Origin of the sequence: Halodesulfovibrio spirochaetisodalis (assembly GCF_001672295.1) — a bacterium.
In the GTDB taxonomy this organism is placed as follows: Bacteria; Desulfobacterota; Desulfovibrionia; order Desulfovibrionales; family Desulfovibrionaceae; genus Halodesulfovibrio; species Halodesulfovibrio spirochaetisodalis.
This window is the reverse complement of sequence record NZ_JXMS01000001.1, coordinates 242,381-265,718: the sequence shown is the minus strand read 5'-3', so window position 1 is coordinate 265,718 and position 23,338 is coordinate 242,381. Positions and strand designations below refer to the sequence as shown.

The window sequence follows — 23,338 nt, the reverse complement described above, 5'->3', positions numbered from 1 at the left end:
CTTTTCTTTTTTTATTGAGGCATTCGCTTGATCTTAAAGAAGAGCGTATACAAAACCGGAACAACAACTAGTGTGAGCACAGTTGCGAAGGTAAGGCCGAAACAAATAGTCACCGCCATTGAAGCCCAGAACCGGTCAATAACAAGTGGAAGCATACCAAGCACCGTAGACATTGCCGCCATCAGGACAGGACGAATACGACTGACAGATGACTCCAGTACAGCCGCATATGGCTCTTTACCACCTGTAATTTCAGCATCTATTTGGTCAATCAGAATTACCGCGTTCTTAATGAGCATCCCTGACAATGACAGGAAACCTAACAACGCCAAGAACCCGAAAGGTTGACCTGTAATCAGCAGGCCACTGGTGACACCAATGATAGATAACGGAACCGTCAAAGCAATTATCAACGGCTGACGATAGGCGTTAAACAACATAACAACTACAAGCGCCATGACGAGGAAGGTGACAGGAAGCCCTTTGGCTACATATGAACGGGATTCATTGGATTTATCCCAGTCTCCACCCCATTCAAGCGTGTACCCTGCTGGCAACACCAGCGCTTCAATTGCAGGTTTAACTTTCCTTCGTAATGTTTCAGCTGTTCCAACTCGTGGGTCACATTGCACTGTGATTGTGCGCTGATGATCACGTCTTCGGATTGTAGATTCTTCCCATGTGGTGGTCACATCAGAAACTAACTGCCCCATCGGCACACCTTGCGGTGATTTTTTATTATACACCTGAAGCATGCGCATATCTTCTAACCGATGACGCTCATTGGCAGGCGGACGCATAATAATCGGAAGCAGTTTGTTACCCTCACGATATACGCCCATAGGTACTCCATCATACCCGCGCTTCATAGCCAGCGCCACATCTTCACGTGTAACACCTACACGAAGTCCGCGCGCCTGAGAGTACTCCGCCTCGATAACTTTTACCGGCTGACGCCAGTCATCGCGGACATCTTTTGCAGTAGGCTCAGCGCGCATAATCAATTTTGCCTTTTCAGCAAGATCATGCAGAACCTTTCTGTCCGGCCCTCTGAAACGAGCTTCAACTTTAAACTTCGACGCAGCCCCCAACGGGAATTTCCGAACCCTTGGCTCTGCATACAGGAAGTTGTCATCCAGCTCTTTCTGAACAAAATGGATGGTCTCATCCAGTCGTTCAGGATCATTAATATTCAGAATCAACTGTCCGTATGAGGAATTCGTAAACTCCGGTTCCAAGGAAAGATAAAAGCGCGTTCCGCCTCCACCTACAAATGAAGCTACCCCTTCGATTGCAGAAAAGTTGAGTAATGTACGCTCAAGCTTTCGCAAATCGTCCGAAACAACATCAACATTCGTCCCCTCAGGCAACCAGTAGTCTACAATAAGCTGCGGACGTCTTGATTCTGGAAAAAACGTCTTATCAACATATTTGAAGTTTACAACCGCCGTAACCAGCAACGCCCCCATCACAGCAAGTGTTACCCAGCGAAAGCGGATGCAGAAATCAAGCATCTTTTTATAAGTAGTAAAGAATATACCCGCGTACGGGTCTTTTCCTTGCAAATTCTCTGGAACTTTCAACCCGATATAGCACCATAATGCAGACACTGTCATAGCAAGCAGCCAGCTTACCAACAGTGAGACTCCTACAACAACAAAGAGTGATTCACAAAATTCTCCAGTATTGTTGTCTGCAAGGTACACGGGTAAAAACGCCAGCGCGGCAACGATTGTTGCGCCAAGCAACGGCCATGCGGTTTCTGAATACGTTTCCTTTGCAGCATCCATCCTGCTTTTTCCAAGCTGGAGCTTAATCAGCATGCTCTCAGTAACAACAATGGCATTATCTACCAGCATCCCCAATGCAATAATGAGTGCACCAAGTGAAATTCGCTGCAAGTCAACATGAAGCATACGCATGACAAGGAAGGTTGTTGCAATGGTCAGCAACAATCCCAATCCAATGAGCATACCGCTCCGCACACCCATAAAGAGAAAGAGCAAAGCCACTACAATAAGCAGAGCCGCCCCGAGATTCATCATAAATTCGTCAATAGACTTCTGAACAAGATCCGACTGCATTGCGACCACGGAGATTTCCATACCCACAGGTAAAAACTGTTTTAACTCTGCAATACGAGCCTTCACAGCTTCACCCATTTCGATCACGTTACCACCGGATACGGTAGAGGCAGCAAGCCCCAGCGAAGGCCGCCCATTGAACCGCATCTGCTTTGTTACAGGCTCGATATACCCTTTGCGAATGGTGGCAATGTCACGCAGAAGAACCATCTTGTCCGAAGCACCACGGCTGACAATCAAGTTACCCACAGCCTCAACGCTGTTAAACTCACCGTTTACAGCAAGACGGACACGTTCGCGACCTAGATTGATATTACCGGAGTCAACAACAAGGTTCTGTTTATCCAGCGCATTGAACACCGCCGCTGGCGGAATGCCTCGTTCTGCAAGGGAGGTGCTGGACATATCCACGTAAATGCACTCTCGTTGCTCGCCCCAGATTTCGACTTTTGCCACGTTTTTTACCAGCAGCAATTCTTTGCGGAGCTCATCTACCTGATCTTTCAACTCAGCATACGAAAAGCCATCACTGGTAACGGTAAGAAACACACCGTACACATCGCCAAAGTCATCCCTGACCATGGACGGCTTTACTCCAGGAGGCAACGTGGATGAAACGTCACGAATTTTCTTACGTAAGTCATCCCAGATTTGCGGTAGCTCGCGCGCTCTCTTGCTCTCCTGAATATCGACCCACACAACCGATAATCCAGGACGGGACATGGAGCGCACATGCTTTAAGCTTTCCATCTGCTGAATAGCAGTTTCAAGCACATCAGTAACTTCTTCTTCAACCTGAATAGTACTGGCGCCCGGGTACTGCGTGATAACAATGGCAGTTTTCAGGGTAAATTCCGGGTCCTCCAGTTTACCCATCTGAAAGTAGGAATACGCCCCCGCCAGAAAAAGAAGCAGTACAATAAACTGGGTTATCGCGCGCTTTTTAATGGATAATTCTGCTAAGTTCATGGGGCAACCTACTTACCGGAATCAGCCAGACGAACTTTCTGGCCGGAGGAAAGATAGTGTGCGCCCGCTGTAACAACCCATTCCCCTTGCTTCAAACCATCTACCACTTCAATACCGCTGGAGAAAACTTGCCCAAGCGAGACTGGACGGCGTTCAACAGAAGAGGTAGCTTTATCATACACCCATACAGTCGACAGTCCTTCAGAATTGGCTACAACTGCTGTTTCTGGCAGAACATAATGCGCACTCATTCCCCGCTCTGCAAAGTGCAAGGTCACATTTGCTGCCATCCCCGGCAAGAAGTTCACATCCTCAGGGCGTCTGAACTGCACAGTTAAAGGATACGTACGAGTTTCAGCTTCTGCATCAAGTGCCAATTCTTTAACTTGCGCTTCGATCTGTCTGTCCGGGAATGCTTCAAGCTGTACAGTAATATTCTGTAAGTCGTTCTGACGAATCACAAGATTATCCGGAAGCCCGACAGTAACCTCCAGCATGTCGATATCCTGAAGTTTTACAACAGGCTGCCCTGACTGAATGGTCTGGTAGTTGTCCATATACTTAGCTGAAATATATCCGCTAAACGGTGCTCTGAGTGATGTATAAGCTAGGTCAGTCTTAGCTTTATTCAACTGCTCAGTGAGTGATTTTACTTTAGCTTCGGTTGTTTTATAGGTAGCCTCGGCCTGATCGTATGACGCTTTTGCAGCATTATTTTCTGCGAAGAGTTTACTGTAGCGGGTATAGCTTAAATAAGCTTCTTTAAGTGCAGCCTCTGCGCCAAACAACTGTGCTTCTAGTCCCCGAACCTGAATTTTATAGTCTGTGGTATCCAGCTCAGCTATTAAGCTGCCCGTTTCAACATACTGCCCCATTGTCACCGGATAGTGTGTAAGCTGACCACTCACGCGAAAAGCCAAAGCAACCTCTGATGTTGCTTCAACTTTTCCCGGAAAAATTCTCGTTGCAACCTGTGCTGCCGGCTCTATTTTCATTGCCTTTACCGGCCGCACAACTTCCACCACTTCCTCTTCCTTGCACCCTGTCAGCAACGCGACAAGACACAGTGTAATTATCCCTGCTTTTCGAAACATACGTACACCCTGCTATGCTAGTATTCCATTAAGAAACAGATCCTTTATGGACGAAACAGTCTCATCATCAAACTCACCACGGCTGGCTTCACTTCGAATAATAGTCTGACAAAAATCTTCAAACAGACGGGCAAGAACATCCACATTTACAGGCTTAAAAAGCCCCTGTTCAACGCCCCGTGTGAACTGTTTTTTTAAATTTTTCTCTACTTCCTGCCGACGTTCCGCAATCAACCCGTCAACAATCTCATCCCCCGATGAGCCAAAACCATTGCCCACCATGTTATACAGGCGGATATATTCATACCGTTTTCTAAACGCCGTCCGTCTCGCATGTAGAAACTTAAAAATAATCTCAAGCGGATCTTCTGCGCTATCCCACACAGGACGAAGTTCGCTTGTTATATCTGCGATAACATCCAGCATAATAGCCCGAAACAACTCGCGTTTCCCTGGAAAAAATTTATATAATGTTCCAGTGGCGAACTCTGCTTCCGCCGCAATTTCCTGCATGGAAACAGCGTGAAAACCTTGCTCTGCAAACAACCGCATAGCGGCATCCATTATATCCTTTCTATGCTGCTCTTTCTCGCGTTCTTTACGGGAAAGGGGGCTAGAATTTGCGCTCATATATTCCTCATTCACTCTATGAATATTGATTCATTATTTAGATACTGCGTTTTTCCATAAATTTTGAATAAATTCAATGCAAATAAAAAACTCCCGCAGAAAAAATCTGCGGGAGCAAGTAGATACGGATCAAGATCAAAGACTATTCAGTATCATCGAGCCACTTGGTAAGTGTAGCAATGATCTTTCTAGCCTGATCCGGACTGGAGATATTAAATTTAGACTGAGCACGGTACTCGCCATTCATCTTGCGGTAACGCTTAATCATGTACTTCTCCGGCCCGTAGTCATCTTTTTTATTATCCCACTGCTGGTAACGGAAAATGATGGTAGTCCATGCACCTTTTGTCAGAACTTCTTTATCAAGTTCTTTTACAACAAGGTGACCACCCTCTTCATAGTTAATAGTGAGTTCTTCAATTGTACTGCTCATGCTACTCCTCGTGATCTAGAAATATTGAGCTTGGGTACTACGCTATCGACTTTGGTGCAAGAAAATAGAAGAGGCTAATCTTCAAATCCTTCCATCTCTTCTTCAACCCCGTTTTCCGCAGCTGTCTGCCATATCATAGGAGCATCTCCGAGATGCCGTTTCGCTTCACGCAGACCAAGGTTAAATGCTTTGATATTCAGCGCCTGAATTTTAGGCGGCAAAATCTCTTCCAATGACTTTCGCATGATACGAGGCTCTGCAAAAGAAAGCAGATGCGTCACTGCACCAAGAACAATTGTATTTAATGTCAGTTCATTACCAATTTTATCTTTAGCAAGTTTAGTAAACGGCAATCCGATAAACTGGTTTGTCGGTGCATGCTGTACTAGCTCTGAATCAACTAATAACACACCACCCCGTTTTAAGAAACGATAGTAGGCATTACATGCAGGTTGGGACAGCGCTATCAGCAAATCCAGATTCTCTGTTTTTGGAAAACTGATTGCTGAACTGCTGATTACCACATCAGCCCGACTGGAGCCGCCACGCGCTTCCGGCCCGTAACTCTGAGTCTGTGTCACATTATACCCATGCCCAAGAGCAAGCGAGTGCCCTAACACACGTCCAAGTGTAATTAACCCTTGTCCACCAGTGCCGGACAGACGGATTTCAAAACGCTCAATATGCTGTAGCTCTTTCATGTGCGTTACTCCTCTGCCTGCAGGGACTGGCGCAGCTCAACATACCTCTCTTCAAGCCCCGGTCTGTCCAAATTCTGAAAAACACCTGTAGGAATACGGGTGTCACCCTCTTTTTGTTTTTCCACTTTAACAGTGTTTTTCTTGAGCCAGTTATACATATCGACCACATTACGGAATTTATTTTTACGTCCGTATTGTGTCGGGCATGGCGACAACGCTTCAAGCACCGAAAACCCGGGATGAACAATCGCCTGCTGCATAAGCTTATCAAGCTGATTTGCATGGAAAGAAGTGCTGCGTGCTACAAAGTTTGCGCCTGCTGCTTTAGCAAGCTCCACAGTATCAAAAGGCTGCTCAAGAGAGCCGAATGGAGATGTCATGGACATATCACCCTGTGGCGTTGCCGGAGAACACTGCCCGCCTGTCATCCCGTAAATCTGGTTATTGAGAACCAGCGCGGTTACGCCTATATTTCTACGTGCTGCATGAATAAGGTGGTTTCCGCCAATTGAAAGAGCGTCGCCGTCTCCCATCACACAGATAACATTCAATTCAGGATTTGCCATTTTGATACCGGTAGCAAAAGTCAATGCTCGTCCATGCGCTGTATGAACGGTATTAAAATCTACATACGCTGCCATACGACCGGAACAGCCAATACCGGCGACAATGACCACGTTATCCTTTTGAAGCTGCAACGCATGCACACTACGCACTAGAGAGCCAAGAACAATACCATGCCCGCATCCGGCGCAGAACACATGCGGAAACTTCTTATTATGCCGCAAATATTCGTGGATAAGTTTTGTAACGTCAGACATGTCACACCTACAATATTGCTTTAAGAATTTCAGATGGAGTAATGATCTGGCCGTCCACACGATTTAACGTGCGGATGCGTGTGCGCCCGTTATTTACGCGCTTAACCTCACGAGATATCTGCCCCATATTCATTTCCGGAACCAGAATATGTTCACACTGCATGCAGAGTTTTTCAACAGCAGGACGGGCAAACGGGAACAACGTTTTCAAGGTTAACAGTCCCACTTTATGCCCGCGGGCTCTTGCCTGATCAACAGCATGGTGTGCAGAACGTGCAACGCACCCATACGCAACAACAGCATATTCTGCGTCTTCAAGCTGATACTCATCCACAATGAGTACGTCATGGTAATAATTGTCGATTTTACGGAACAACCGCGTCATAAATTCATTCACTTCATCAGGACGGGAAGTAGGATATCCCATCTGGTCATGTGTGAGTCCGGTCACATGGCACCGGTACCCCTGACCTATTGCTGCCATGGCAGGCACTCCGCGTGCAGCTTCAGCATACGGCTTGAACCATTCTGGTGGAACAGCCGGCTGCATGCGGGACAATACTTCCAGCTCATCCTCAAACGGTATGGAAATTTTTTCCCGTGTGTGTGCTGTTACTTCATCGATGAGAAGAATCACCGGTGTGCGGTACTTCTCTGCCATGTTAAACGCCACAACAGTCATTTCCAGACATTCCGGCACGGTCGAAGCAGAGAGAACGATGATCGGGTGATCACCGTGTGTTCCCCAGCGGGCCATCTGAACATCGCCCTGCGCTGGAGATGTCGGCAGACCAGTACTAGGCCCCCCTCGCATAACGTTAACTATAACCATTGGAGCTTCTACCATGCAGGCATAACCAATAAGCTCCTGCTTAAGAGAAAAGCCCGGTCCGGATGTGGCTGTCATAGCCTTCCGGCCAGTCAGGGATGCACCAATGGCTGCGCCCATGCTGGCAATTTCATCTTCCATCTGTAAAAAAACACCGTCTTCAGTCCTTGGAAGGCGTTGCGCCATTATCTCCATTATCTCTGTAGACGGTGTAATAGGGTATCCCGCATAAAATGTGCACCCAGCCAGTAATGCTCCTTGAGCAACAGCCTCGTTGCCTTGAGCAAAAATTTCCTTTCTTTTTCTACGCCTTCTGTGAGCCATACCTAACCCTCTGCAGCTGCTTTTTGAGGAGTTTTCTCTGATTCGCAAGGTTCGCTTGTTTTTCCAGCTCCGCCAGTTTCACCCGGCTCACAACTAGTTCTACAATGCACACCGTTTCCAGTAACTTTCGGTCTGACCGCAATCGCAAAATCGGGACAGTGAAGTTCACAAAAACCACAGTTAATACACTCTTCCGGCTGAACCACCTCCGCCTTACCTAGTGCATTAAGTTGAAGAACCTTTCCCGGACAAAATGCGACGCACAGTCCGCATCCTTTACACCAATCCGGGTACACACATACAAGAGTTTGGCCTTTATTCTTCTTTGGCATTGCCGCACCGGACACCTGTAAATTGTGGTGGCGTTGCCACCGGTGAAACCAAGCTCCCTGTCAATCAAAGTAGACAAGGAGGAACCTGAAGTTCAGAAAACATATTCAGCAAATTTTGCAAAATACTTACTTAGGCTGTTACATGCTGCTTTCATTCACTGCAAGACAATTCCGCCCATTTTGTCAGTAATAATATATTGTTATACAATCAAACTTTTCGTTTTTAGTGTTTGATTTTTCAATCATTATCCCCATAAAAAACAAAAAAGCTGAAGATCAGCATCTTCAGCTTACAAACATTATTCTAACATTATATATAGAAGCACATTGGAAAAAATCATCAGGCATCGTTATGCCATTCCGACGGCCTTTTCATCCTTCGGCATACTGTAAAAATATCCCACTCCCCGCACAGTAACAATACGCTCTGCCCTGTCGCTGACAGCTCCAAGTTTTTTGCGCAGCTTACTAATATGCACATCGATACTGCGATCATACGGAGCAAGTTCTTTCCCCAGAGCCTTCAGCGAAATTAAATCGCGCGAAACAGTCTGGCCTGCAGCGTCGATAAGCATCTCTAAAATAACGTATTCAACCTGCGTCAGACCAAGGCTTTCGCCGTTCCGGCGCACCAGACGAGCACTTGTATCAATCTCGACACCATCAAACACAAACATGCGGCTGCGAGAAACAGAGCCCACATATTTTGTCCGGCTCCGGCGCAACAAGCTGCGGATACGGGCAAGTAATTCCCTCTCTACAATAGGCTTAAGCATAAAATCGTCTGCACCCATCTCAAGCGCAACAATCTTATCAATAATATCTGACCGTGATGACAACACGACGATGGGAATCTGAGACTGGCTACGCAAAGAAGCAATAAAGTCAAACCCATTCGCATCCGGCAAATCCATCTCCATTATCAGCAGATCGTACGCACCGGTCATTTCCAACGCGGCAACTTCTGCAGCGCTCTTACATACTGTGCATGTAAAACGTTCATCTCTCAGCACCTGAGCATAGGTGCTACACGTTTCATTATCTGGATCAACTAACAACAAAGAGTACATATTTAGTCCTTGTGGGCATTTTTTTCCGACACCCGCCTTCTGCCTAGTATTAATACAAATACAATGCCAACCCAAAGGCATGCTGGTCGTGCAACATTATATATAGGCATTAACGCACCATAAATGTTGTTCAGGAGTTCTAAAGAAATATTCTCAAAGAAGAAAGCATAAGGTTTAGCCTAGTTGGCATGCTCTATGCTTTACTTATTACAAATCGAAAAATCACCTCTCCGTGTGGCAACTTTTTCCGCCGCCTTCTGGAAAAGCACACACTTGGAGGTTTATATGGAAACTACTACTCTTACAGAACGCGCTCATGTCCCGGCTCAATGCCCTGCTCCTGCAAGCACACATGCGAGTGATGAGCACCTTGTTGCTCTGTGCCTTGAAGGGAATGCAAAAGCATGGAACCGCTTTGTAGCCGAATACAGCACAGTTATCCGCCATGCCGTTTGCTGGACTCTGAAGCATCATGGCGCATCTGCCAGTTCAGCTGAAGATATCATTCAGGATATCTTTTTCAGACTCGTTAAGTCCGAGTACAAGCTTCTGGACAACTGGGACAGCACCCGCGGTTCTCTTAAAACATGGCTCGCTGTTGTTTCCCGAAGTGCAGCAATTGATTTTATGCGTACAGACCGTACCTATTTATATGATGCAATTGAAGAGCACGAAGAACTTCAAGCTGAGATGACAAACCTACTCGACTTACCGGAACTGCCTATGCATGTTCTTTCTACAAGACAAAAAAGCGTGCTCCAGTGCCTCTACGGTGAAGACCTTACAGCTATAGAAGCTGCCAAAAAGCTCGACATCCATCCACAGACCGTCAGAAGCATTCACCACACTGCCCTTCAGAAGCTCCGCGCAAGCATGTTCCATTAAGAAAATTAAAGTGCGCAAAAACATTACGTAGCTATTTTAAGCTCCCGTTTAGCAAAACGGGAGCTTTTATCTATTTCAGGCCAAACCGTAACAACCTGTTTATAAAGGACTTATTTAAAAAAAACAAAGAAAAGCAAAAAAAACTATTTTTTTTGTAAACCTTTTTCCACCGTCGACGATTAGATATGTAACACGGCGCTCATGGATGAGAGCCAAATACAAAATCATTATTCAATATCTTCACGGAGGAAGTTATTATGTCCATGACAATCAACAACAACTTGATGGCCGAAAACGTTAACCGTAACCTTACATCCCACTACGGTAAACTGGGCAAATCCACCCAGCGTCTTTCTTCCGGCCTTCGTGTTAGCTCCGCTTCCGATGACGCAGCTGGCCTCGCGATTCGCGAACTCATGCGTGCAGACATCGCAGCTCTTAATCAGGGTGCTCGTAACGCAAACGACGGTATCTCCATGATTCAGACTGCTGACGGCGCTCTCGGCGTAATCGACGCTAAGCTTATCCGCATGAAAGAGCTCGCTGAACAGGCATCAACCGGTACTTACACCGATGCTCAGCGTAAAATGATCAACCAGGAATACCAGCTCATGGCTGACGAAATCACTCGTATCGCTTCTGATACAGATTTCAACAGCAAAAAGCTTCTCGCTGGTACTGGCCAGGACGTTAAAGTTGAGCAGAGTGTTGCACAGGACGATGCGGCACGTTCTGAAGAAGCTGTTAAAGTTGACACAGTTGGCCATCAGGAAACTTGGAGAAACCAGGAAGTACGTGGCGAATCAGCTGCATTTGGTGGCGCTGCAACTCAAAACGGCGCAATGGACGCAGAAGGTGTTGTAAAGTTCGGTAAAACTGCTGCTGCAGGTACTGCTACTTACGTATCCCGCTCTGGATTGGCTACTGTAGTTAACACCTTTGACAACGTAGCTGGTACTGGCGAAATCGACACCAAAACTGGTGAAGTGAAAAACCTTACTGGCACTGCACTTACTACCTCCACAATGGCTGACGTCGCCTACACAGGTACTGAAAAAGGTAAAGTTGTTGCGGAACAGTGGAACGCTGGTACCAACAAATGGGATGATGTTACAGCTAGCCTTACTACTACTGCAGCAAACTTTGGTGGCAGCGTTCGAATTAGTGTAGAGCAGGCAGATGGTAGTGTACTCCGTGAAACTTTCTCTGAGCACACCAGTAACTTCCAGTTGTCTATTAACGCTGCTGGCACCACTGTTACCGTTGGTGATGGTACAGTTGACTCCACTGCAGCAATCCAGATCAAATCTGAAGTTGCAGCTTCAAAAACATTTGAACACACTGCAAAATCTGGTATTACTGTTACTACAGATGCAGTTACTTACTACGAAGACAACTCTGCAACACTTGCTGGTGCAAAAGCAGAGCTCTCTCACAACGCTAGAACTGGCGAAATCTCAGGTGATGACCTCAAAGCTGTTGAGTCCACTTTGAAAAACTCCTACGGCACTGAAAAAACACCAGTTAGCGACTTCAAAATCGAAACTTACGATGAAGCCAGCAACACTTGGCAGGAAGTAGCACTTGGCGCTAACACAGGCGACACTGTTAACATCCTCGACGACGCTAAAAAATTCCGTATTACTGCTGAATACGGTGATGGCAAAAAAGTTCGTGATACCATCTCTGAGAACTCCGGTGGTCGTTTCACAATAACTAAAACAGATCACGGCCTCAGCATTGACATGATGACTGGTGTTAACGCACAGAAATCTTCTACTCAGCTGAAAGTTGAATCCGAAGATCTGGTTGTAGTAAACGTACACTTTGGCTCAAGCAGCAGCAAAACTGACGGTTACGACACTGAAATCAACATGGCGACTGCTAAGTCCCTTGGTGTTGGTCAGGAAGCTGGCGATAACATCTTGACTCAGGAAAATGCTAAAAAAGCTCTTGAGAACCTGACTATCGCTATCAGCAAAAAAGATGCGATTCGTGCTCAGATCGGTTCTACTCAGAACCGCCTCTCTGCAACAATCGAGAACATCTCTATTCAGAAAGAAAACCTTAAGTCTGCTGAATCTCGTATCTCTGACGTAAACGTTGCGACAGAAATGACTGAATTCAACAAACAGCAGATCCTTGCTAACGCTGCAGTTTCTATGCTTGCTCAGGCAAACAACCTGCCAAAAATGGCTCAGAAACTCCTCGGCTAGTAAGAACACAAGCCATAATACAATTATCCCCTGTCTCGAAAGAGGCAGGGGATTTTTGTATTGAGCCCCACCGTTCGAATTACTTTGCATAAAACATAGAGCACGATACAAAATCTGCCTAAGGATCTTAAGCACCGTTTGCAATTCAGTCTTCCCACTCTCTCACTCAATACCTACTCCCCGCCCACCAGCTTGCTAAGGGAAAACGTTTTACCCACACCGCAATTAGCACAACACTATTTTCCATCACTTCGTAGACGCTACATCTAACAACTGCACAAAAACAATGTTCTTCATCTATAGTGTTACTATAAGGTCAGCTACAACTTTTCGAAAGAAAGTAAGCTTATTACCAGATAAATAAACTCGCCAATCCTAAAGCACAGAAAAAACTTCTCCTCATTAAGCAGCACGGGCAGAACAAAACACTCAATCCATCTCTTGTATGCTAATTAATAAGAATATGTCACTCACAATCAATAAACAACTGCCTCGCTTATTGCCTCCAATGACTCCTTGTTTTTAGGGCATAAAAAAAGGTGGTACATAGTACCACCTTAGAAAACGAGTCATTTCTATTTCTTTTCAGCAACCTGACTCTTAAGCTGAAAGTCCAGCATCTTTTGGATATTCTGATACGTTGACAGCGTCTTTTCTGTCTTCGCATATTTAGCAATTAGCCTTTTCTCAAGCGCTTTCACTCGAGCAAGCTCATCTGCCATCTTTTTATCCAGACCATATACAGGGTCAGTAAGCTGCTCAGTATACCTATCTATCACAACCTCAAATGTACCTGTTTTGTCCGCCGTAATTCTATCCAAGGCCTTCTTAGTCGTTTGGATTAGCCCTTCTTGAATAGAAATTGTAGCAGAATGGGTACCAGCAGAAGTATCCCTCACTTTAAAAGCAAGACCCTGTCCGTCCCCCTGCCCCTCATCAATAGTCGCGTCACCTGTTGCAGGGTTATACTTAACAGAACGAGTGGTTCCATTAACCTGCATCGATACTATGCTCTCAGGGCCAGTAGTAGGCAGATCTGCACTATCATATTCGATCTTGTATGTTCCGGGTTTTGTGATTCCAAAGCTATACAAACTACTCTGATAATCAAGGACAGAACTGTCACTACTCGTTCCTTCACCAGAAGCTGTAAATAACTTTGCTACGCCTTCCGGGTCAGCCTTAAGAACATCCATAAATGTTGTAGTAGGAAGTTTGACCCCTGATTGTAATTTTATTGTTAACTTCAATATGGGCTCATTTTTATCAAACTGCAACTTACCCATATCTTTTGAGCCAGACAAGAAATTAGTACGGATACCAATTTGAGAAAGCGAAGCATATGAACTATTTTCTAACCCTGCTGCTTCAGTCACCAGAATATTCGACAGCTCACTTTTAACACTTCTGATCTGTGTGCTCGACTTCAAGCTATAGTTAACATTTTTCTTGTCGAGCTCTTCATTCTTATAGTTCTGTACAAGCGCAATTCCACTACGCAGCTCATTTGTCAGCTTAACAAACTTCTCAACATTTGCAACAATCGCATCAAAGTCTGTTTCAACAGTTACAACTACGCCATCTTCTATGCTATTCAGGCTGTAGGTAATCCCATCAGTTGCATCACTGATAGTGTTTGTGCTTCGCTGAAGTTCTATACCATCAAGAATAAATCTTGAATTTTTAGACGCTTCAGAAGAAAGCGCAACGGCTGGCTCCGTTCCTTTCAAGACTGTTTCTAACTCTGTTGACAACGTAATGTTGTGCCCTGCACCAAGATCCATTCCTCGTAACTGCACCTTGAACTTTGAATCATGGCCAAGGTCAATCATAGAGGCTTTAATCTTTCCACCAGATGCTGCTGTAATAGCGCTAGCTAATTCCTTTGCAGTCATGTCCTGTTTGACGTTTACAGTATACGTGGTACCGTCATAGTCAAAGGTCATATCTGTATCAGCACCTGTATGAACAACCTCATTAAGCTCATTGGAGGTTGTACTAGCCACAGTTGCAAGCTCTTTTACATCAAGCCTGTGTACTCCATCAGCAGCACCAGCAGAAACCTTTGTGCCTACCACGTCAGTCTTTGACGAAGTTGCTTTTTTCACAAGGAATTCATCAACTGTGTCCATTTTCGCAAGCTCTGTTTTGTATGTCAAAAGAGTGCGATTCAGACCAGTCAACTGTTCCTTTTTAAAATTAATTTCTTCTTTTTGCTTCGAAAGCTGATTGTAACGATACTTTTCCTGCTTTACAGTAGCATCAATAATTGAGTTAAAATCAGTCTTCGTTGCGAAACCTGCATACACTTTTTGTCCAGACCAGTAATCAGACATGTGTCACCTCTACTTCATGTAATCAAGCAAACTCATATTCATAACCTTAGCGCTTGTTGCCAGCACTGTTTTATAAATATATTGAGCTCGTTCTGATTGGGTTGACAACGCGGTCACATCCACGTCCTGAATGGTTGAAATTCGTGTCGTAGTTGACATTTTACTATTCGAGTGAGCTTCAGAAGCAAATTTCAGACGATTTTGACGTCCGCCAAGCACACCGGTTTCGGTAGTAATGTGCTCATTAGCCTTCTTAATGTCTCCTAGACACTTCTTTACACCTTCCTGATCGTCCATTTCTAAAGAAGCTATAAGGTTTCCAACAACTTCAAAAATATTTTTTTCTGCAGGCACACCATCAACTGGACCTGTGGCACCAGTAACCTTATCTCGGTAAATCCCACCGAAGAAATTAGCTCCAATGCTGTTTACCTGAACTTTGGTTCCTTTACTGATTTCAACTCGGATTGCTGAATCAATCGGGTTTACCAAGAACTGCTCTCCAGCCCTTAAAGTGCCTGTTCCGCCCAGATTAAGCTGTCCACCTGGGATATTCAAAAACGCGTCGCTTGAAGCATCGCCACGAATCCATGTTTCACCATTGTCAAGACTATATGAAAACTCAACATTACCAATAGCTGGTGTGGGAGGAGTCGGGGCAGGGGTTGTTCCTGCGATTGAAACATCTTGCTCAATCCGAACCGCAACTGGACTTGTAAATACACCGACCGGTACTGGATTCAAACCTGTGTTGGCACCATAATAACGAGCTTTAGCTTCACCATCAATTGAACCGGTATAAACAGCAGCTGGTCTTATAACCGTGCTTGTGTCCTGATTAATATCTTTACCAACAGTAAAGTTAACTTCAGCACCGCCAAGCTGAACAGAAATTTCCGGCCCAGCACCAGCAGGAATGGTAGCATCTTTCCATGTGTTTCCGCCATCTTCTGAGTATTTCAACGGAATAGCCGCAGCACCAACGGTTTGTGTAGCTGTAAGAGTATCAAATTTAACCGCAATACTCTTTTTTGCATCTCCATTGATGCTATGGATAAGAGACTGCTCAGCGTTCTTAACCGTCGCCCCTAAACCTACTTTGTACGCCGGTTTATCAATTGAAGCACCAGCAAACAAAGAGTTCCCTGCATAATCACCGTTAGTAAGACCAATCAGCTGAACTTGAAGTTCACGAAGCTCTGTTGCAATGAGAGCTCGTTGCTTGTCAGTTACAGTACCAGTTGAACCCTGGTTTGCTAATTCTTGAATTTTCGTAATAGTCTTACTGATTGTTCCAAGCTGTTCGTTAGCAGTATCAAGCCAGCCTTTAGCACTGTTAATGTTTTCATCATACTGTGCCAGAGAGTTAATATGAGATTGAAGACTCAAAACCATTGCTGCACCACTTGGGTCATCAGATGGACGGTTAATCTTCTTCTGGCTGCCTGCCTGCTCATTTAAGCGAAGGATATCGCTCATTGCGCTATTGGAACCATTCAGGGACTGTGTGTATATCATGCTACGTGCGATACGCATTGTAATTCTCCTTCATTCACTAAGCTTTGAGCTTAAGAATAATATCCATCATCTGATTTGCAGTGGTAATTAATTTTGAAGCCGCATCAAAGTTGCTTTTATACTTTGAGAGGTTGGTAAGCTCTTCATCCATGTTGACACCAGCTTCTGACTGCTGACGTTTTTCAAGGTCTTTTGTGACAGTCTGGTTATAAACCTTATTGCGGGAAGCGCCGTCCATGTCTGCACCAACTAATGCAGTCATTGAACTGAGATGGCCGGAAAACGTTCTGGATGTATTCGTATGAATTGTATCCAACCGGACAGATTTGTTCATAATAGCATGCATTGCCAAAGCGTTAGTATTGTCACCTTGGTTTACAAGGCCGAGCCCGTTAACCACAGCTCCGTTAATACGATTAGGGTCACTTGCTATTCTTGCATCAAGAGCAATGTCTGCGTTATTTGAGCCGCTAAAGAAAGTATTGACTCCGAGCGCTGCAAGAACACCTGATGTATCTCCAGCAAATTCAAAACTTGTATCTGCTGCTTTTGATTTAATTTTTAGGTGACCACCTTCAATTGATGCCGTAAGCTTCGCTGTTGGCCCTGTAGGAGCACCATTAATAGCTGTAACAAGCTGAGTTAACGTCATGCCAGGGGTTACTGCGACCTCAAATTTAGCTCCATCCGGTGCACCCTGCGGGGTATATGCCTGAAAACGCAGCGTTCCAGCTTTAATCTTGTCAGCATATGGTAATGTTGTTTTATTCAATGCTACCGCAGGATCTGTAACTATATTTGTGCTGGTAGTTTCTTCGTAGTGCTCAAGGCCGGCACCTTGTGAATGCTGGTAGTTTGTCTGCCAGATAAGCTCTTTTGTAAAAGCATTCATCCGCTCTCTATAGGTTGCAATCCCGCTGTCACGTGCTGCGAGCAAGCCACCAAGACGTCCACCACTCAAGCGACCTTCTTCGTTACCATACCCACCTAAAGGCGTGATATTTACAAGGTGCGCTGTAGTTTTCTTCCAGTACAATCCATTCTTAGGAACAATATTAAAGCCGTCACCATTTGATAAGTTTGTAGCCGGAGCGGAACCAGTAAACCAAATAGAAACACCGTCTATCTTAACTTTATTATCAACATCACCCGCTGTAAACGAACGCTCAACACCGTTTTCATCGGCTAACCATGTCTTACCACCATCGGTGGATACTCTAAAGGTTGCGGTACCAATAGCACCAGCGGCTGTCATTTCAACCTTAAGTTCTTTTGAGCCTTGGCCTTCAAATGCAATGCCTCCCTTAAAACCTGAACTAGTAGTAAGTTCAGCAGTTGCCTCCGGGCCTTTCTGGACAAGCTCAAAGGCTTCTGTCCCATCTACCAAGGTCTGTCCAGCCTGAGTCACAATAGAAAAAGAGCCGTCAGTCTGATGCAAAGATTTAATAGGAAGAAGCTCACCAAGTTTACGTACTTTCTGGTCGCGCTGATCTTTGAGCACCAAGTTTTCCGGCTGAGCCATGATACTTTTATTTAACTCAGCAACATCTTTCATCAACTTATTCGCATCAGCAACACCAAGTTCGATAGCGGTGTCTGTCGCATGCTGCTCCTGAACTAGTGATGCTTCCATGTTATGCAACATAGTCGTCAGAGTATTTGAATACTCTTTTAACTCCATGCGGTATGCAGAACTATCTGCATCCTGAGTCAACGCATTCCAGCTAGTGAAGTACTTATCAAGCGCAGCAGAAAGTCCATAATTCTTATCACCTTGCTTAAAAAGAGACTCAACACTATACAAAGTTTCTGCTTTCGCATTCCAGAACTGCTGCTGTCCGTTTGAAGACAAGTATTGCTGTTCAATAAAATAGTTATAAAACCGTTTAATATCTACAGCGGTTGCGCCAGTTCCAAACTGCAAGTTGTTACGCATAATCGGGGACTGCGTTGCGTAATTAACTCGTGTACGCGAGTATCCTTTGGTGTCAGCGTTAGCGATATTGTTACTGGTAACATTGATGCCAAGCTTGGCATTCATCATTGCATTGTTACCGATAGACATAAGATCATAAATAGACATTCTGTGTGCTCCTCTTAACAGGCCGGGTGTGCCGCTACATTCCTAAAGCCGCTACTGCGTCTCAGCAGCGGCACATCAAGTCACCAACTATCGCTTAAGCTTAATCGCTTCCTGAAGCATCTCGTCAGAAGTTGTAATCACCTTGGAGTTAGACTGATAACCACGTTGAGTTGTAATCAATCGAACCATCTGGCGAGCTAAATCTACGTTGGACAGTTCCAAAGTGCTTGAAGAGATTTTGCCTAAACGGCCTGAGTTAGCTGTACCAATAATAGCCTGACCGGATGTGGAGCTTTGAGTGAACAAGTTGCCACCCTGCATGGTTAACCCCTGCTGGTTAGCAAAGTCTGCCATGCCGAGAACAAAAAGTTTTTCTTTACGACCATTTGAGTAGCGGCCAGAAAGTACGCCATTTCTATCAATATTAACATCCTGCAGGAAGCCTGCAGCGTAACCATCCTGCTCCATACTGTGAGTTGTAGATGCAAGATCGTATGAGGTTGCAGCTTTTTTGGTTTTGTTAATATCGGTTGTAGCAATATTTGCGAGGTTAGCACCTGTGGTTTCAACCGCTGCCATAGTATGAGTAGCATTTTCAAATACACGAGTGGCTTTTTTGGATCCAAAACCAAAGTCAAGAGCAATATGCTCAGGGAGTTCACCCGCTGCGTTGGTATCGTTCGTATCGTTCATACCAGTCAATTTGGCAAAGTTAGCTGTGAACATAGGAAAGCCATCTGCACTGAGTGGAGCAGCCTTCCAGCTTGCCTTCGCGTCTGGATCATCTGTACCAACAGTCGCCCCTGCACCACCATCATCGTATGTGTACGCCGACATATTTTCCATTGCGCCAGTGGAGCTAAAGCTAATGGTGCCAGCCATTAAAAGCCCTTTTGCTTTTTTACCTGTTGCAACAGCAGGACGACCATCTTCACTTGGATCACAAGTTACAATATATTCCCAAGTATCTTTTCCGCTAACAGTCTTAGCTTTATCGAAATATACTGTAACTTCGTGAGCAGAGCCTGTTTTATCAAAAACATTCATTGTCTTCTGGTAAGAATACTTGTCATCACCCAACGGCGTTGTATTTTGGCCATTCCATGAAGAAAACAGTGCGAAATAGTCTGTACCGTTTGTAGGCGTACCTGCTGTTGCTGGAGTTGCTTTGTTTACAGCATTCTTTGACAAGTTGAGTGACATGGACATCTTAGTCGTTTCTTTAGGCTCAGACTGAAAAGAGTCTAATTTAAGATCGCCAATTGCGCCCTTTGTAAGGGAAACATCGCTGTCTCCAGCAGCCCAACCTTGCACACGAAGCCCCTGAGGGTTAACGAGAAAGCCCTCTTTATCAAATTTGAAGTTACCAGCACGGGTGAAATACTTAGAGCCATTTGCAGGATCGTTCACCAGCAAGAAACCGCGGCCACCTACAGCGACGTCAGTTACAGAGCCTGAACTTTCATACGCACCCTGTTTGAAATCCTGATAAATTGAAGAAACACGAGAACCGTGACCAACCTGACCTACGGAAGCACCGAGAGAACGACTTGAGTAAAAAAGGTCTTCAAACTGAACTGTACCGCTCTTAAAGCCGACGGTGCTCACGTTTGCAATGTTGTTGCCGAGAACAGACATACGCTGAGAGTGTGTATCAAGTCCGGAAATGCCTGTGTACATAGATCCCATAACGCTCATGATTGCCTCCCTGGAAGCAGTAAATTTTTTGTAGGTAATTTTTGCCTATAATTTTGTTTTTTTTATTAAGGCGACAGGGGAAAAAAATGCAGCCGCCTTAACATTATCATCTAGTATTATTGAGTATTAACTCTCTGCGCTTTCGCCTTCTTCCGGCTCATCAACCTCTTTAGAGGCCTCTACACGCTGGATATCAACGAGATTCACAGATCGGCCACCTTCAAGCTCCAGAACGGTCTTTCCTTCCTTGGAGGTAACACCTGTCACCTTACCAGCAACTTTCGCGCCAACTTTGATCAGTTTGCCATTTTTATCGCGAGCTTCGAAGCCGACAGAGTACTGCCCTTCCGGTAATGAGCCTTTTGCATTCACGCCATCCCATGTGAAAGTATGTTCACCTTCGCCGGTACCAGAAAGAACAGCGGTATCAACAATACGTTTAGAAGCGTCGTAAATATGCGCCTTAACACTGGCGACATTTTCAGAGAGTTTGTAGTACACAGGGCTGCAACCTGCGCTGCCTTTATGGATTTTGTCACCACCGGCAACCACAGATTTTCCGATGTAGTTTACAGAGCTTGTTACATTGATAGCGCCAAGAGCGGTATTGGATGTCTTGGCAGTGCTATTCAATGTAGTAAGCTGTTCAAGAGAGGAGAATTGAGCCAACTGTCCCAGCATCTGAGCATCATCTGTCGGTTTCAACGGGTTCTGGTTTGCCATCTGCGTTGTTAACAGCTTCATAAAATCATCTTTACCAAGATTACTTTTAGGCTTTCTGGCTTCCATGTCCCGAGAGTACGTTGAGTTAAGATATTGTGTAGTAGATACTGGCATGTGTTTTCTCCTCCTTGAGATTAGTGACGTGCGGTTAACAGGATGACAGGATTCTTCTGAGCTCGAGAACTTCGGAACGACATTCACGGCATGATGCCATGTGTCCTTCCACTTCCTTTCTTCGCGCTATGGGAAGCTTCTTGTCGAGATAAGCGGCGACATCATTGTGTCCGGGACAAGCTTCCTTGCTTGTGGATAACCCTTCTTCAATGTTCCCGCCGTAGACCAATTCAAGCCATGTTGAAGATTTTTTCGGTTTCATTTCCAAACACTCCTTTCTTCTTGGCATGTTCACCTATTGGTACGGGGGGAGGGTCACCTTTTATCCATTAATGATATCTAAAGTTATCTAAAGAAGGCTTTACAAAGAAACCCTTTTTCTTAAAACATTTCAAAAACAATACGTTAGGCACAAAAAAAGAGCCGTATTCCTACGGCTCTTTTTCTCTTCTTACTATTTTTGTGTAGCTACTAACGTGTACGACCACGTGCTACAGCAAATTTCTTTGCATCAATCCCATACTTCTTAACTTTATAGTTAACAATACGGTAACTAACACGTAGGTCTCGTGCGGCCTGCAGCATATTACCTCTGGCTTTCTTAAGAGCATCAACCAGAAGTTCCTGTTCAAACTTTGCCACAGCTTCACAAAAAGAAAGGTTAGAGTCAGTGGCAGTACTTTCAGCAGTCTGCAAAGAAGGTGGGAGATGATAGGTACGGATAACCTGCTCATCACACACCAGAACTGCACGTTCAATGCAGTTTTTCAATTCACGGATGTTTCCCGGCCAGTGGTACTGCATCAACAGATCGATAGCCGGAGTAGAAATACGCTTAATGTTTCGTTCATACTCTTCTGCATATGTTGACAAGAAATGTTCAGACAACGGCAGAATATCTTCACGGCGCTCGCGAAGCGGCGGAATAAATACAGGGAAAACATTAATACGGTAGTAAAGGTCTTCGCGAAACTCGCCTTTTTCTACAAGCTCTTCTAGCGGACGATGCGTTGCGCAGATAAGTCGTACGTCTACAGACAGTGTTTTTTCACTGCCCAACCGCTGAATTTCCTGTTCCTGAATAGCGCGCAGAACTTTTGCCTGCGCAGTTGGGCTTAACTCGCCTACTTCATCAAGGAAAAGTGTTCCGTTATTTGCAAGCTCAAACAGACCTTTCTTATCCTGAACAGCGCCTGTAAATGCGCCTTTCTGGTAACCAAACAATTCGCTTTCAACGAGTTCAGACGGCAACGCAGCACAATTCAGTTTAATAAGCGGATTATCACGACGAGGACTTGCCTGATGAATAGCCTCTGCAAGGAGTTCCTTACCGGTACCTGATTCACCACGGAGCAATGCAGTAGCACGGCTTGGTCCGACCTGTGAAACCTGATTCAGCACAAGCTTCATAGACTTGGACGCTACAATAATATTGGCAGATGCTGCATCCGCATCTGAAAGTTCCCCACCATTGATGCCTTGAGCCATCATGTGGTTTTGACGTGCAATTTCTTCCTGCAAGTATGTGGCATGGTTTGCAACCATACCTGCAACAACTTCAAGAAAACGAGTCTGCCCTTCAAGGCTTTCAGCGGTGTCACTTGGCAAATCAACACTTAATGTACCGATAACTTCGCCAGCATCACCTTCCCTGCCCGGAATGGCGATAGGTACACAAATAAATGCCAGCTCAGCCAGCTCTTCATCAGTACGCCCGAATGCTTTGTTCAAGAATGCAGGATGTTCCTTCATGCGAGGAACAATCACCGGAGTACCGGTAGTAAATACCTGTCCGGTTACACCTACCCCCGGCTCGTATTCAATAGAATCTTCGGACTCAAGACCATGTGCAAGAGTCAGCTTAAGGGTGCGGGTTTCCGGATCGAAGATCACGATATGTGGTCTTCTGAAATTGTGGTTTTCAGACAAAGTCTGCAATAGAGATTTCAGCGTTGACTGAAATGGCTTTTGAGAACCAAGCTCAGAAACAATGCTCTGTAGGGTTCCCATATAAGGCTGCAGTTTGTCGTCCTGTAACGTAGTAACACTCATGTAATTTGATTCCTAAGTTCCGGTTATGCCCAGCTGTCGTGTGTAGAACAGCACTCCGGAACGGGTTCAACAATTATCATATAGCTAGGCAGACAAAGGTTATATCTGCTTCATACAAAACATGCATGGTGGCATGCTTCGTTCGCGCATATAGTTACCGGTACACTCCCGGGACAAGACCTAACTACTGTATGTCAGTTTTACATATTCGCTACACCGCAAGTCTATCATATCAATTGAAAGAAAGAAGACACGGTATTTTTTACACGTAAAAATGATGTACTCATAGTTATGTCAGCCCCAAGGAATGCTGCCGAAAATTTTGTATCATGTATCGCTTGGCTGACATGCCACACTTTAACCGCAAGCCTGTAATAAACATTTACTCACGCCCAAAGCAGGCAACTACATCATAAGCGTTTGCAT

General features: G+C 45.1%; 18 protein-coding genes and 1 pseudogene. 3 read left to right on the top strand and 16 right to left on the bottom strand.

From position 1 onward, the window contains the following. Positions 1 to 11: 11 nt before the first annotated feature. The 9 genes from SP90_RS01245 to SP90_RS01205 all read right to left on the bottom strand — a co-directional run bounded on the left by SP90_RS01245 (position 12) and on the right by SP90_RS01205 (position 9,287). Positions 12 to 3,053, bottom strand: a complete 3,042-nt coding sequence (locus tag SP90_RS01245) for an efflux RND transporter permease subunit (protein WP_066851741.1) — start codon at positions 3,051 to 3,053, stop codon at positions 12 to 14. Between the two features lie 8 nt (positions 3,054 to 3,061). Then, entirely contained in the window at positions 3,062 to 4,147 is a 1,086-nt protein-coding gene (locus SP90_RS01240) for an efflux RND transporter periplasmic adaptor subunit (RefSeq protein ID WP_066851740.1), read from the bottom strand. Between the two features lie 12 nt (positions 4,148 to 4,159). Further along, complete coding sequence (locus SP90_RS01235) at positions 4,160 to 4,777, bottom strand: TetR/AcrR family transcriptional regulator (RefSeq protein ID WP_066851739.1); 618 nt, start codon at positions 4,775 to 4,777, stop codon at positions 4,160 to 4,162. 142 nt (positions 4,778 to 4,919) lie between these two features. After that, on the bottom strand, positions 4,920 to 5,210 hold the full coding sequence (locus SP90_RS01230) for a hypothetical protein (protein WP_066851738.1): 291 nt from the start codon (positions 5,208 to 5,210) through the stop codon (positions 4,920 to 4,922). A gap of 74 nt (positions 5,211 to 5,284) precedes the next feature. Further along, positions 5,285 to 5,911: a 2-oxoacid:acceptor oxidoreductase family protein gene (locus tag SP90_RS01225; protein WP_066851737.1), complete on the bottom strand. Its 627-nt coding sequence runs from the start codon at positions 5,909 to 5,911 to the stop codon at positions 5,285 to 5,287. 5 nt (positions 5,912 to 5,916) lie between these two features. Beyond that, positions 5,917 to 6,732 carry a 2-oxoacid:ferredoxin oxidoreductase subunit beta gene (locus SP90_RS01220; RefSeq protein ID WP_066851735.1) on the bottom strand — a complete coding sequence of 272 codons (816 nt, stop codon included), beginning with the start codon at positions 6,730 to 6,732 and terminating at the stop codon, positions 5,917 to 5,919. 7 nt (positions 6,733 to 6,739) lie between these two features. After that, positions 6,740 to 7,885 (bottom strand): 2-oxoacid:acceptor oxidoreductase subunit alpha, encoded by a 1,146-nt coding sequence (locus SP90_RS01215; protein WP_066851733.1) that lies wholly within the window; start codon positions 7,883 to 7,885, stop codon positions 6,740 to 6,742. A gap of 2 nt (positions 7,886 to 7,887) precedes the next feature. Beyond that, positions 7,888 to 8,217, bottom strand: coding sequence for a 4Fe-4S dicluster domain-containing protein (locus tag SP90_RS01210; RefSeq protein WP_066851731.1), 330 nt, complete (start codon positions 8,215 to 8,217; stop codon positions 7,888 to 7,890). A gap of 350 nt (positions 8,218 to 8,567) precedes the next feature. Continuing rightward, on the bottom strand, positions 8,568 to 9,287 hold the full coding sequence (locus SP90_RS01205) for a response regulator transcription factor (protein WP_066851729.1): 720 nt from the start codon (positions 9,285 to 9,287) through the stop codon (positions 8,568 to 8,570). 285 nt (positions 9,288 to 9,572) lie between these two features. Between SP90_RS01205 and SP90_RS01200 the strand changes: the two genes are divergently transcribed. The 3 genes and pseudogenes from SP90_RS01200 to SP90_RS16890 all read left to right on the top strand — a co-directional run bounded on the left by SP90_RS01200 (position 9,573) and on the right by SP90_RS16890 (position 12,388). Then, positions 9,573 to 10,172, top strand: coding sequence for an RNA polymerase sigma factor (locus tag SP90_RS01200; protein ID WP_066851727.1), 600 nt, complete (start codon positions 9,573 to 9,575; stop codon positions 10,170 to 10,172). 257 nt (positions 10,173 to 10,429) lie between these two features. Next, a pseudogene (locus SP90_RS16765) lies at positions 10,430 to 10,850 on the top strand (flagellin N-terminal helical domain-containing protein); the annotation flags it as partial. Positions 10,851 to 11,014: 164 nt separating this feature from the next. After that, positions 11,015 to 12,388 (top strand): flagellin, encoded by a 1,374-nt coding sequence (locus tag SP90_RS16890; protein ID WP_331710481.1) that lies wholly within the window; start codon positions 11,015 to 11,017, stop codon positions 12,386 to 12,388. A 575-nt stretch (positions 12,389 to 12,963) separates the two neighbouring features. Here the strand turns inward: SP90_RS16890 and fliD are convergent. The 7 genes from fliD to SP90_RS01160 form a co-directional block, all read right to left on the bottom strand. After that, positions 12,964 to 14,724 carry a flagellar filament capping protein FliD gene (fliD, locus tag SP90_RS01190; RefSeq protein WP_066851725.1) on the bottom strand — a complete coding sequence of 587 codons (1,761 nt, stop codon included), beginning with the start codon at positions 14,722 to 14,724 and terminating at the stop codon, positions 12,964 to 12,966. Positions 14,725 to 14,733: 9 nt separating this feature from the next. Next, on the bottom strand, positions 14,734 to 16,260 hold the full coding sequence (locus SP90_RS01185; RefSeq protein WP_066851723.1) for a flagellin N-terminal helical domain-containing protein: 1,527 nt from the start codon (positions 16,258 to 16,260) through the stop codon (positions 14,734 to 14,736). Between the two features lie 19 nt (positions 16,261 to 16,279). Then, on the bottom strand, positions 16,280 to 18,325 hold the full coding sequence (gene flgK, locus SP90_RS01180) for a flagellar hook-associated protein FlgK (protein WP_066851721.1): 2,046 nt from the start codon (positions 18,323 to 18,325) through the stop codon (positions 16,280 to 16,282). A gap of 87 nt (positions 18,326 to 18,412) precedes the next feature. Next, complete coding sequence (locus SP90_RS01175) at positions 18,413 to 20,023, bottom strand: flagellar hook protein FlgE (RefSeq protein ID WP_066851719.1); 1,611 nt, start codon at positions 20,021 to 20,023, stop codon at positions 18,413 to 18,415. Between the two features lie 126 nt (positions 20,024 to 20,149). Beyond that, positions 20,150 to 20,860, bottom strand: a complete 711-nt coding sequence (locus SP90_RS01170; protein ID WP_082936232.1) for a flagellar hook assembly protein FlgD — start codon at positions 20,858 to 20,860, stop codon at positions 20,150 to 20,152. Between the two features lie 34 nt (positions 20,861 to 20,894). After that, positions 20,895 to 21,122, bottom strand: coding sequence for an anti-sigma factor family protein (locus SP90_RS01165; RefSeq protein ID WP_066851717.1), 228 nt, complete (start codon positions 21,120 to 21,122; stop codon positions 20,895 to 20,897). A gap of 209 nt (positions 21,123 to 21,331) precedes the next feature. After that, on the bottom strand, positions 21,332 to 22,912 hold the full coding sequence (locus tag SP90_RS01160; protein ID WP_066851715.1) for a sigma-54-dependent Fis family transcriptional regulator: 1,581 nt from the start codon (positions 22,910 to 22,912) through the stop codon (positions 21,332 to 21,334). Positions 22,913 to 23,338 lie beyond the last annotated feature (426 nt).